Source organism: Luteimonas salinisoli (assembly GCF_013425525.1).
In the GTDB taxonomy this organism is placed as follows: Bacteria; Pseudomonadota; Gammaproteobacteria; order Xanthomonadales; family Xanthomonadaceae; genus Luteimonas; species Luteimonas salinisoli.
The window spans coordinates 1-12,106 of sequence record NZ_JACCKA010000001.1 but is presented as its reverse complement, the minus strand read 5'-3'; the positions used below and the strand labels follow the sequence as shown (position 1 = coordinate 12,106).

The following is a 12,106-nucleotide window of genomic DNA, read 5'->3' as shown; positions in this document are numbered from 1 at the left end:
AGATGCTGAGTTATGCCGTCATCTTCTTCATCATTGCGATCATCGCGGCCGTGCTCGGCTTCAGCGGCATCGCCGGCGCCGCCACCAATATCGCCTGGATCCTGTTCGTCGTATTCCTGATCCTGGCGGTGGTGTCGATGATCCGCGGCAGGAAGGTCTGACGCAGCCGCGTCGGACCCCGGAGGGCCCGCCGGCACAGGCGGGCCCTTCTTCTTTGCCGAAACCGCAGCGGCCGCGCCCGTGGTGATGGCTACAATGCCGGCATGGCCACCCCCACGACCTCGCCGCTGATCGCGCTGCGCCCGCTCGCCGGGCGCGTGCTCGAATCCGCGCTCAACCGCGCCCTGGCGCTCGACCCGGCGACCCGCGAGGCGCTCGAGCCGCTGGATGGCCGCAGCGTCGCGCTGCGGCTGGAGGCACCGGCGCTGGCGCTGCGGCTGACGATCGCCGGCGGCCGCATCGAGGTCGGCCCGGCGGACGCCGCCGGCGATCCCGACCTGGCGGTGCGCAGCACGCTCGGCGGCCTGCTCGCGCAGCTGCCCGGCATGCTCGGCGGCGGGGGCGAGCCCGCCGCTGCCCCGGTCGGGCGGATCCGCGTCGAGGGCGACGCCGAACTCGCGCGCCAGCTGCAACGCCTGGCGCAACGCTTCGATCCCGACTGGGAGCAGCCGTTCGCCAGCGCGTTCGGCGACGTGGTCGGCGTGCAGATCGCGCGCGCCATCGCCGGCGCGCTGCGCGAGGCGCGCGCCACCGGCGACAGCCTGGCGCGAAGCGCCGCCGAGTACCTGACCGAGGAGTCGCGCGACGCGGTCGGGCGCGAGGAACTCAACGCCTTCCTCGACGACGTCGATGCCCTGCGCGACGACATCGAGCGCATGGCGGCGCGCGTGCGGCGGCTGCAGGGCGCCGCGGGAGCCGCGGCGGCGGAAGATCGGGCGTGAGCGCGCTGCTGCGCGCCTCGCGCATCGGCCGGGTGCTGCTGCGCTACCGGCTCGACGCGCTGCTCGACCAGACCCCGGCCGAGCGCTGGCTCAAGCTGATGCGGCCGTTCGTGCCGCGCGCCAGCCGCGAGGTCGAGGCGATGCCGCGCGGCGCGCGGCTGCGCATGGCGCTGCAGGAGCTCGGCCCGATCTTCGTCAAGTTCGGGCAGATCCTCTCGACCCGCCGCGACCTGGTGCCGCCGGACGTGGCGGAGGAACTGTCGCTGCTGCAGGACCGGGTGGCGCCGTTCGACGGCGATGCCGCGCGCGCCATCGTCGAGCGCTCGCTCGAACGCGACATCGGCAGTGCCTTCGCCGCGTTCGATACCGTGCCGCTGGCCTCCGCCTCGATCGCACAGGTGCACGCGGCGACGCTGCACGCCGAGGGCGAGGCGTCCGGCCGCGAGGTGGTGGTCAAGGTGCTGCGGCCCGGCATCGAGAAGCAGATCGCCGCCGACGTCGGCCTGCTGCGTAGTCTCGCCGCCCTGGTCGACCGCACCCACCCCAATGCCGACAAGATCCGCCCGCGCGCGATCGTCGCCGAAATCGAGAACACCCTGGCCGCGGAACTCGACCTGCAGCGCGAAGGCGCCAACGCCTCGGTGCTGCGGCGCAACTGGCTCGATTCGGCCGACCTGTACGTGCCCGAGGTGATCTGGTCGCATACCGCCGAGCGCGTGCTCACCCTGGAGCGCGTGCGCGGCATCCCCAGCGACGACATCGCCGCGCTCGATGCCGCCGGCATCGACCGCCGGGCGCTGGCCGCCAAGGGCGTGCGGGTGTTCTACACCCAGGTGTTCCGCGACAATTTCTTCCATGCCGACGCCCACGCCGGCAACATCTGGGTGGACCAGGAGCGCCGGGAGAACCCGCGCTTCATCGCCCTGGACTTCGGGATCATGGGCCAGCTCTCCAGCGAGGACCAGTACTACCTCGCCGAGAACTTCATGGCGATCTTCAACCGCGACTACCGCCGCATCGCCGAGCTGCACGTGCAGGCCGGGTGGATGCCCGCGCACATCCGCATCGACGAGCTGGAGGCCGCCGCGCGCTCGGTCTGCGAGCCGTACTTCACCCGGCCGCTGTCTGAGATCTCGCTGGCCGAGGTACTGGGCAAGCTGTTCCGCACCGCGCAGCGCTACGAACTGACCCTGCAGCCGCAGCTGATGCTGCTGCAGAAGACCCTGCTCAGCATCGAGGGGGTGGGGCGGTTGCTGGATCCGAAGCTGGACATCTGGGCGGTGGCGCGGCCGGTGCTCGAGCGCATCCTGGTCGAGCGCTACAGCCCGCAACGGCTCGCCGGCGAGTTCCGCAAGCGACTGCCCGAGCTGATCACCCGCGCCCCCGACATGCCGCGGCTGCTGCATACCTGGCTGACCCAGCAGGTGGAGGGCCGCCACGAGCTGCGCCTGCGCTCGCACGACCTGGCCGAGCTGACCCATGTGATGCGGGCGCTGCAGCGGCGCACCGTGGCGGCGATCCTCGGCACCGGCCTGCTGATCGCCGCGGCGGTGCTGTACGCGCTGGAGGCCGGCGGCCCGACCCTGGCCGGGGTGCCCGCCGCGGCATGGGTGGCCGGCCTGGGCGGGCTGTGGGCGCTGCTCGCGGCCTGGCCACGCAGGTAGCGCGTGCCGGCGATCCGTGGCGGCTGCGCGCCGGACCCCTGGACTTGGTGTCGCACCTTGCCGATGCCACCTGAATCCCACGACCCTTGGCCAACGACATAGACCGTCTGAGTGACCAATACGCCGGGACCTCGCCCTGGCCTTCCGGTTGGCGGCGGTGTGGGCGGTCGATTGCTGTGTCGCCGGGCCGGGGCGCGCAGCGCGACCGACCGGTCGGTGCGCAGCCGGGGGCGGCGGCATGAGCGTCGGCGTGTCCGCGGGCATCGAGGTGCTCTACGCCGACGACCTGCTGGCGGTGGTCGACAAGCCGGCCGGGATGATGGTCCACGACAGCCAGCTGGCCGGCGGCGAGACCGACTTCCTGGTCGATCGCGCACGGCGGCACTTCGGACGCGCGGTGTTCCTGGTCCATCGCCTCGACCGCGCCACCAGCGGCTGCCTGCTGCTGGCCTTCGCGCGCGACGCCGCCAGCGCGCTCGGCGAGCAGCTGATGTCGCGCACCGTGGAAAAGCACTACCTGGCGGTGTGCCGCGGCTGGCCGGAGGCGGAGTTCACCATCGACCATCCGCTCGATGGCGGGCCGGGCAAGCGGCTGAGGAAGCCGGCGATCACCCGCTTCGTGCGCCTGGCGACCGCGGAACTGGACGTGCCCTCGGCCGGCTTCGCGACCTCGCGCTACGCGCTGCTGCGCGCCGCGCCGGAAACCGGCCGCTTCCGCCAGATCCGCCGCCACCTCAAGCACGCCTCGCACCACCTCATCGGCGACACCAGCCACGGCGACGGCCGCCACAACCGCCATTTCCGCATGCTCGGCGTGCACCGGATGCTGCTGCACGCGCAGCGGCTGGCGTTCCTGCACCCCGGCGACGGCCGCCGGGTGACGGTGGAGGCGCCGCCGGACGCGGAGTTCGCGAAGGCGCTGGCGCTCTTCGACGCTCCCGCCCCGTAGAGCCGAGCTTGCTCGGCTGCGCGGGCTCCGGAGCCGGGAACAGCGGAGCGAGCTCCGCTCTACGAAGGCCGGACCACCGGCGACGCGGGCACCGAAGCCCCCCGTAGAGCCGAGCTTGCTCGGCTGCACGGTCTCCGGCGCCAAAGAGCAGCGGAGCAAGCTCCGCTCTACGGCGATGCCATCGCCACCGCGAAAATCGCCCCGGGGATGCCGTCGCCGCCGCGAAAATCGCCCGGGGATGCCATCGCCGTCGCGAAAATCACTCCGCCCCGTAGAGCCGAGCTTGCTCGGCTGCGCGGGCTCCGGAGCCGGGAGCAGCGGAGCAAGCTCCGCTCTACGACAGCCGGACCGGACCCGCGGGCATGCCGCGAAGCGGGCCGGCGGCGGTCATTCCGCGGCGGTGTGCTCGCGGATGTCCTGCTCCAGCTGCTGCATCATCGGCATCACCAGCTGCTGCACCGCGACCATGGTGTTCTGCATCAGCTGCGGCATCTTGTCGAGCAGCCTCTGCCCCGCGGGGCTCTCGTAGAACTCGATCATCGCCTCCATGTCTTCGGAGGCGAAGGTGCGGATGTAGATGTCGCGGTAGATCGGCTCGAGCCTGTCCCAGGTCAGGGTCTCGGCGATCCGCTGGTTGGAGCTGGCGATGATCGCGTCGAGCCTCGCACGGTCCTGCTCGTTCAGCTCTTGGCCGGCGGTCAGCTGGGCCACCATCTGCTGCTGCGAGGCCTGCACCTGCGGCATCATCGCCTCCACCGTTGCCTGCGCCCGCATCACCTCGAGCAGGCGGTCCACCTGGGCGTCGCTGGCCTGCTGGGCGAACGCCAGCGGGGCCGCCAGCAGCAGCGCCGTGAGCGCCAGTACGCGGGACATCTGCCTCATCGGGACTTCTCCTGCTGTCGGGACCGGCATCGTCGATGCTGCATCGCGGTGCGTCAATACGGCGCCACGACGGGATGACTACAATCCCCCGCGGAGGTGGTATGACCGAGCCGATGCCAGAGATCCCCGAGCGCGAACTCGTCGAACGCTTCGTGCGCTCCGGCGGGCCCGGCGGGCAGAACGTCAACAAGGTCGCCACCGCGGTCGAGCTGCGATTCGACATCGCACGCTCGCCGTCGCTGAGCGAGGCGCTGCGCGAGCGGCTGCTGGCCAGGCGCGACCGCCGCGTCACCGACGACGGCGTGCTGGTGATCAGCGCCCAGCGCTTTCGCACCCAGGAGCGCAACCGCGAGGACGCGCGCGCGCGCCTGCAGGCGTTCATCGGCGCCAGCCTGGAGGCGCCGCGGCCGCGCATCGCCACCCGTCCCAGCCGTGCCGCCAAGCGCCGGCGCCTGGAGGGCAAGCGCCAGCGCAGCCAGGTCAAGCGCGGGCGTTCCTCGCCCGACCTGGAGTGAATCCTTGGACCGCGCGCAGCCGCTGACTCCGCCGATCCCGCCGTCGATGCCGCGGGTGCGGCCCAACGCCTTCGCCCGCTGGATCGGGCGCAGCGTGCTGCGGCTGGGCGGGTGGCGGGTGGTCGGCACCCTGCCGGACCTGCCCAAGCTCGTGCTGATCGCGGCGCCGCATTCGTCCAACTGGGACGGCCTGTGGGGCTTCGCCGCCAAGCTGGCGATGGGGCTGGAGGTGCGGGTGTTGGGCAAGCGGCAACTGTTCTGGTGGCCCCTGGCGCCGTTGTTGCGGCGGCTCGGGGTGATCCCGATCGACCGCAGCGCGCCGCAGGGCACGGTGGGGCAGGCCGTGGAGATGCTGATGCGCGCCGACCGCATGTGGTTCGCGGTGACCCCCGAAGGCACCCGCAGGCGCGTGCGGCAATGGAAAACCGGCTTCTGGAAGATCGCCCATGCCGCGCGGGTGCCGATCCTGCCGGCCTATTTCCACTACCCGGAGCGGGTGATCGGCATCGGCGAGCTGTTCCACGTCGGCGACGATGCCCAGGCCGACATCGCCCGCCTGCGCGAGTGGTATCGGCCCTGGCAGGGCAAGTGCCGCGGCACGGTGTAGGCGCGCATCGGGACTGCTAAGCTCGACCCCAACAGGGGATGGGGCCTCGGCCGGCGGGCAGGGAAGCGATGACAACGCGGGAACCGGCATCCACGCCGTCGCGGTATCGGCACGACAGCTGGCCGGAGCGGCTTGCGCAGGCGCTGTTCGGGCGCTTCGACTGGCAACCGCCCGGCTGGCTCCGGGCCTGGGGCGGGCAGGTGCGCAACCGGCCGATGCATTGGCTGGGCGGCGCGTTCGCGCTGATCGCCGTGCTGCTGTGGTGGCACGACCGTCCGGAACCGCCGCCGCGGCCGGATGCCATCGCCGCCACCGTCATCGAACCCAAGGCCACCGACTACGCGAAGTCGCCGCCGCGGATCTCGCCGCTGCGCCTGCGTTTCGCCAAACCGGTGGCGCCGCTGGAACGCATCGGCGAGGAGCCGCAGGGGGTGGCGCTGAAGCCGGCGCATCCGGGGACCTGGCTGTGGAGCGACGACCGCACCCTGGTGTTCACCCCGGCGGAGGACTGGCCGGTGGCCACCGACTTCGAGATCCGGATCGACCCGGCGCAGGCGCTGGCCCCGGGCAGGCCGCTGACCGACACCGGGTTCGGGTTCTCCACGGCGCCGTTCGAGGCGAAGACCTCCGGGGCCGACTTCCACCAGGACCCGGAAGACCCGAACCTGAAGAAGGCGGTCTACGCCCTGCGCTTCTCGCATCCGGTCGATGCCGCGTCGCTGGAGCGGGCCCTGGCCTTCGATCACCGCGACGGTGCCGGGCGCGCGCTGCCGGCGCCGGAGTGGACCGTGGTCTACGACGACAGCCGGCTCGAGGCCTGGGTGCATTCGGCGCCGCTGCGGATTCCCGAGAACGGCGGCGCGCTGAAGCTGGAGGTCGACGCCGGGGTGGCCAGCGCGCTGGGCGGCAAGGGCACGCCGGAGGCGCTCTGGTCGGAGGTGGCGCTGCCGTCGCTGTACAGCGTCGAGGTCGGCGCGATCGACGCGGCGCTGGCCGAGAACGACCGCTACGAACCGGAACAGGTGCTGGTGGTCGGCTTCAACCAGGCGATGCGCGACGCCGACGTGTCGCAGGCGGTCGAGGCCTGGCTGCTGCCCGAGCGGCATCCGCAGCGTCCGGCGTCGCGGCAGTCCGGCCCCTGGCGCTGGTCGCCGTCGGAGGTCGACGAAGCGGTGCTGAAGGCCTCGCAGGCGCTGGCGCTGGCGCCGCTGCCGGCCGAGCGCGAATACGTCGAGACCCACAGCTTCCGCTACCAGGCGCCGCCCGGACGCTATCTGTACGTCCGCGTCGACAAGGGGCTGAAGTCGTTCGGCGGGTTCCTGCTCGGGCAGCCCGCATCGGCGGTGCAGCGGGTGCCGGACTACCCGGAACTGCTGCGCTTCGTCGGCGAGGGCGCGCTGCTGTCGCTGCGCGGCGAGCGCCGGGTCAGCGTCGCGGCGCGCAACGTGCCCGGGCTGCGGCTGGAGGTGGCGCGGGTGCTGCCCGGCGCCCTGCACCAGCTGGTGCAGCACAACCGCGGCGACTACGGCGAGCCGCATTTCTATTCGCTGTCCGAGGACAGCCTGGTCGAGCGCGAGGAGATCCGCCGCCGCCTTCCCGCCGGCGATCCGGCGCGCACCCGCTACGAGGGCATCGACCTGGGGCCGCACCTGGCGCCTGGCAGGCGCGGCGTGTTCCTGCTCAGCCTGCGCACCCTGAGCGAATCGGATGCGGAAAAGCCCGCCGAACAGACCCTGGCCGACAACGCCGGCAGCGAGCGCGACAGCCGGCTGGTGGTGCTGACCGACCTGGGCATGCTGGTCAAGCGCGCGCTCGATGGCAGCCGCGACGTGTTCGTGCAGTCGATCTCCGCCGGCACCCCGGTGGCCGGCGCGCGGGTGCGGGCGATCGCCCGCAACGGCGAGACCCTGGTCGAGGCGCTGACCGACGCCGACGGCCGTGCGCGACTGCCGGCGCTGGACGAGTTCAAGCGCGAGAAGCAGCCGCTGATGCTGACCGTGGCGCAGGGCGACGACCTGTCGTTCCTGCCGATCGACGATCGGCGGCGGCGGCTGGACTACTCGCGCTTCGACGTCGGCGGCGACGAGAACCAGCGCGAGGCCGGCGCGCTGAAGGCGTCGCTGTTTTCCGACCGTGGCCTGTACCGCCCCGGCGACACCGTGCACCTGGGCCTGATCGTGCGCGCCGCGGACTGGTCGCGGCCCCTGCAGGGACTGCCGCTGGAGATGGTGATCACCGATCCGCGCGGCACGGTGGCGCGGCGCGAGCGGCTGACCCTTGGCGAGATCGGGTTCGAAGGCTTCGACTTCACGCCGCCCCGGCACGCGCCCAGCGGCGCCTGGGAGGCCAACCTGTACCTGCTCGGCAAGGACGACGAGCGCACCGGCATCGGCGCCACCACGGTGCAGGTGCGCGAGTTCCTGCCGGACTCGATGCGGGTCGGGGTGCGCTTCAACCGACAGGCCGGCGACGGTTGGGTCAGGCCCGAGGGCCTGGTGGCGCGGGTCGGTGCCGAGAACCTGTTCGGCACCCCGGCAGCGAAGCGCCGGGTCGAGGCGGACATGGTGCTGCGCCCGGCGCTGCCGGCGTTCGCCGGCTGGCCGGGCTGGACCTTCCACGATCCGCAGCGCGCCGAGGAGGGCTACGAGGAATCGTTGAGCGAGACCGTGACCGACGCCGACGGCGAGGCCGAGATCGCCCTGGACCTGGAACGCTACGCGCGCGCCAGCTATCAGCTGGACCTGCTGGTGCGGGCGTTCGAGCCGGGCAGCGGCCGCAACGTCGCGGCACGCGCCACCACCCTGGTGTCGGACAACGCGTTCCTGGTCGGCATGAAGAGCGCCGACCCGCTGCATCACGTCGCTCGCGGCAGCAAGCGCAGCGTGCGCCTGGTCGCCATCGGCCCGGACGCCAAGGCGCGGGCGGTGGACGGGCTGCGCGCGGTGCTGGTCGAGCGCAGCCACGTCTCGGTGTTGACCAGGCAGCGTTCCGGGCTTTACCGCTACGTATCGCAGCAGCGGCTGGACGACCGCAGCGACCAGCCGCTGGCGCTGCGGGCCGGCGAGAGCGAGCATGTCCTGGCCACCGACCGGCCAGGGGACTTCCTGCTCGAGATCCGCGACGGCGACGGCAGCGTGCTCAACCGCATCGCGTACTCGGTGGCCGGCGCCGCGAACCTGGCCCGCTCGCTCGAGCGCAACGCGGAGCTGTCGCTGTCGCTATCCAGGCAGGAGTACGCGCCGGGCGACGTCATCGAGATCGGCGTGCGCGCGCCGTATCCCGGCGCGGGGCTGATCACCATCGAGCGCGACCGGGTGTACGCGCACGCCTGGTTCAAGGCGGACACCACCAGCTCGGTGCAGCGGATCCGCTTGCCGGAAGGGTTCGAGGGCAACGGCTACGTCAACGTGCAGTTCCTGCGCGACCCGATGTCGGACGAGGTGTTCATGAGTCCGTTGTCCTACGGCGTGGCGCCGTTCCGGGTCGACCGCGGCGCGCGCACCCAGCCGCTGTCGGTCTCGCTGCCGGAAGTGTCGCGGCCGGGCGCGGAGATCCCGCTGACCATCCGCACCGAGGGCCGCGCGCGGGTGGTGGCCTTCGCGGTCGACGAGGGCATCCTGCAGGTCGCGCGCTACCGTGTCGGCGACCCGCTCGACGATTTCTTCGCCCGCAAGCGGCTGCAGGTGGACACCGCGCAGATCCTCGACCTGATCCTGCCCGAATTCAGCCGCCTGGCCACGATCGCCGCCCCCGGCGGCGACGGCGACGCGGGTCTCGCCCGCCACCTCAACCCGTTCGGGCGCAAGAGCGAGAAGCCGGCGGTCTGGTGGTCGGGGATGGTGGAGGTGGACGGCGAACGAACGCTCGAGTTCCGCCTGCCCGACCACTTCAACGGCCGCGCGCGGGTGGTGGCGGTGGCGGTCACGCCGCAGCGCATCGGTCTGGCCGAAACCACGATGGTCTCGCGCGGCGATTTCGTGCTCACGCCCACGGTGCCGACCCACGTGGCGCCTGGCGACGAGTTCGAGCTGCCGGTCGGGGTGGCCAACATGGTGACCGGCGGCGATGGCGAGCTGCCGGTGACGGTGCGGCTGTCGCTGCCGCCGGAGCTGGAGGCGGTCGGCGACCCGGCCGCGACCGTGTCGCTGGGCTCCGGGCGCGAGGACAGCGTGCGGCTGCGCGTGCGCGCCGGCGAGCGGCTGGGCGCGGTGCCGGTGACGGTCATCGCCGAGTCCGGCCGCTACCGCGCGCAGCGGACGATCGAGGTCTCGGTGCGTCCGGCCACGGTCGCGCGCCAGGACGTGCGGCTCGGCCACGCCCAGCGCCGGGAGGAGCTGACCGACCTGCGGCGCATGTACGGGCAGCGCGCGCAGCGGCGGATCGCGGCCTCGACGTCGCCGTTCGTGGCCGTCGACGGCCTGGCCGCGTTCCTGCGCGACTATCCGCACCTGTGCACCGAACAGGTGGTCAGCGCCGCGGTGCCGGGGCTGGTCGACGCGACGCATCCCGAGTTCGGGCTGCTGCCCGGAAATGGCGACGACGCCGTGGCGGGCGCCATCGCCGCGCTGCGCGCGCGCCAGAACGGCGAGGGCGGGTTCGGGACGTGGCGGGCGACGCCAGATGCCGATCCTTTCGTGTCGGCCTACACGGCGCTGTACCTGGTCGAGGCGCGCGAGCGCGGCCGGCCGGTGCCGCCGGGCATGCTCGATGCCGCCAACCGCTATCTCGCCGGCATGGCCGCCGATCGTGCGCTGCGCTCGCAGGCGCAGCTGCGGGCGCGGGCGCTGGCGGTCTACCTGCTGGTGCGCCAGGGCCGCAGCGCCGGCAACCTGCTGGGCGCGGTGCGCGAACAACTGCAGCGCGACTTCCCCGACCGCTGGCACGGCGACGATGCCACCGTGATGCTGCTGGCCTCGAGCTACCGCCTGCTGCAGCAGGACGAACCGGCGCGGGCATTGGCGGGCCCGGTGTTCCAGCGCATGAACGCGGCCGCGCCGGTGCCGTGGTCCGGATTCGCCGACTACCACGACCCCGGCATCGCCCGCGGCTGGGCGATGCTGCTGCTGCACCGGCACTTCCCCGACATGGCGCGGCGGCTCGGCCCCGCGGCGATCGAAGGGCTGCTGGCGCCGCTGCGCGAGAACCGCCACAACACGCTGTCCTCGGCGCTGACCCTGCTGGCGCTGGAGGCCTACGGCGCGGCGCAGGCGCAGGCCGCGCCGCCGGCGATCGAGGCGGTGGACGCCGGCGGACGGGCGCGCCCGATCGGCGAGGTCGCCGGGCTGCTGCGCCAGGCGACGTTCGCCGCCGACGACCGCGCCCTGCGGGTGCTGCCCGGCGACGGCGCCACTGCGTGGTATGCGCTGTCGCAGTCGGGCTTCGATCTGCAGCCCGGCCCCGCGGTGCAGGATCGCGGACTGGAGGTGGTCCGCGACTACCTGGACGACGAGGGCCGGCCGGTCGCCGAGGTGCCGCTGGGCGCCGAGGTCACGGTGCGGCTGCGGGTGCGCGCGCTCGACGCCGAGCGCCGCGGCGACATCGCCATCGTCGACCTGCTGCCGGGCGGCTTCGAGACGGTGATGCAGCTGCCGGCGCGCGCCAGCGACGACGCCGACGCCTCCGAGCCGCCTGCGGCCAGTCTGGCCCTGCCGGGATCGAGCTTCGTCCCCGAGCACATCGAGCCGCGCGAGGACCGGGTGCTGCTGTACGGCACCGCGCACGGCGAGGCGCGCGAGTTCCGCTACCGCATCCGCGCCGGCAACGTCGGCCGCTTCGCGGTGCCGCCGATCCATGCCGAGTCGATGTACGAGCGCGTGATCTACGCCCAGGGCGCGGCGGGCGCCGCGCTCAACGTGACCGCACCGGAGCGATGAGCGCGGCGGCGGGCCGCTGGTGGCGCCGCGCCGGCCGCCTGCTGATCGTCGCGGCGCTGGCGGTCGCGGCGCTGCTCGCGGTGCGGCTGCTCCCGCACCCGCCGCTGTCGCAGGGCGTGCCGCAATCGCTGGCGGTGCTGGACCGCGAGGGCGGGCTGCTGCGCCTGGTGCTGGCCGGCGACCAGCGCTACCGCCTGTGGCTGCCGCTGGAGGAGATGGAGCCGGCGCTGGTGCAGGCCACGCTGCTGCACGAGGACGCCTGGTTCCATGCCCATCCAGGCGTCAATCCGGCCAGCCTGGCGCGTGCGGCCTGGAGCACCTACACCGGCGGCCCGCGCATCGGCGGGTCCACCCTGACCATGCAGCTGGCGCGGCTGCGCTGGCGCCTGGATACCCGCACCCCGGGCGGCAAGCTGGTGCAGATCGCGCGCGCGCTGCAGCTCGAGGCGCGCTACTCCAAGCGCGAGCTGCTCGAGGCCTATCTCAACCTCGCGCCCTACGGCGGCAACATCGAGGGCGTCGGTGCGGCCAGCCTGATCTACTTCGGCAAGCCGGCCTCGGCGCTCACCCTGTCCGAAGCGCTGACCCTGGCGGTACTGCCGCAGGCGCCGACCCGGCGCGGCCGCCTGCACGCCGCGCCGGACGCGGACGCCAGCCATGCCGGCGCCGGCCTCG

Annotated in this window: 9 protein-coding genes; 8 read left to right on the top strand and 1 reads right to left on the bottom strand. The window is 73.1% G+C overall.

All coding sequences use genetic code 11. The features are described 5' to 3' along the window. Positions 1 to 2 precede the first annotated feature (2 nt). The 4 genes from H0E84_RS00045 to H0E84_RS00030 all read left to right on the top strand — a co-directional run bounded on the left by H0E84_RS00045 (position 3) and on the right by H0E84_RS00030 (position 3,554). A complete protein-coding gene (locus H0E84_RS00045; protein WP_180676577.1) occupies positions 3 to 161 on the top strand; it encodes a DUF1328 domain-containing protein in 159 nt (52 codons plus the stop codon). Positions 162 to 263: 102 nt separating this feature from the next. Then, positions 264 to 941 carry a ubiquinone biosynthesis accessory factor UbiJ gene (locus H0E84_RS00040; RefSeq protein ID WP_180676576.1) on the top strand — a complete coding sequence of 226 codons (678 nt, stop codon included), beginning with the start codon at positions 264 to 266 and terminating at the stop codon, positions 939 to 941. Beyond that, positions 938 to 2,605, top strand: coding sequence for a ubiquinone biosynthesis regulatory protein kinase UbiB (ubiB, locus tag H0E84_RS00035; RefSeq protein WP_180676575.1), 1,668 nt, complete (start codon positions 938 to 940; stop codon positions 2,603 to 2,605). The genes H0E84_RS00040 and ubiB overlap by 4 nt, the downstream gene beginning before the upstream one ends. A 238-nt stretch (positions 2,606 to 2,843) precedes the next feature. Continuing rightward, positions 2,844 to 3,554 (top strand): pseudouridine synthase, encoded by a 711-nt coding sequence (locus tag H0E84_RS00030; RefSeq protein ID WP_180676574.1) that lies wholly within the window; start codon positions 2,844 to 2,846, stop codon positions 3,552 to 3,554. Between the two features lie 387 nt (positions 3,555 to 3,941). Here H0E84_RS00030 and H0E84_RS00025 read toward each other — a convergent pair whose 3' ends face one another. Then, complete coding sequence (locus tag H0E84_RS00025; protein WP_257643975.1) at positions 3,942 to 4,436, bottom strand: DUF2059 domain-containing protein; 495 nt, start codon at positions 4,434 to 4,436, stop codon at positions 3,942 to 3,944. A 101-nt stretch (positions 4,437 to 4,537) separates the two neighbouring features. Between H0E84_RS00025 and arfB the strand changes: the two genes are divergently transcribed. The 4 genes from arfB to H0E84_RS00005 all read left to right on the top strand — a co-directional run. Next, positions 4,538 to 4,951 (top strand): alternative ribosome rescue aminoacyl-tRNA hydrolase ArfB, encoded by a 414-nt coding sequence (arfB, locus tag H0E84_RS00020; protein WP_180676572.1) that lies wholly within the window; start codon positions 4,538 to 4,540, stop codon positions 4,949 to 4,951. 46 nt (positions 4,952 to 4,997) lie between these two features. Next, positions 4,998 to 5,558 (top strand): 1-acyl-sn-glycerol-3-phosphate acyltransferase, encoded by a 561-nt coding sequence (locus H0E84_RS00015; RefSeq protein WP_180676616.1) that lies wholly within the window; start codon positions 4,998 to 5,000, stop codon positions 5,556 to 5,558. Positions 5,559 to 5,626: 68 nt separating this feature from the next. Next, positions 5,627 to 11,431 carry an alpha-2-macroglobulin family protein gene (locus H0E84_RS00010; RefSeq protein ID WP_180676571.1) on the top strand — a complete coding sequence of 1,935 codons (5,805 nt, stop codon included), beginning with the start codon at positions 5,627 to 5,629 and terminating at the stop codon, positions 11,429 to 11,431. Continuing rightward, on the top strand, positions 11,428 to 12,106 hold a 679-nt coding region (locus H0E84_RS00005; protein WP_180676570.1), incomplete at its 3' end, for a transglycosylase domain-containing protein. The genes H0E84_RS00010 and H0E84_RS00005, both read left to right, overlap by 4 nt.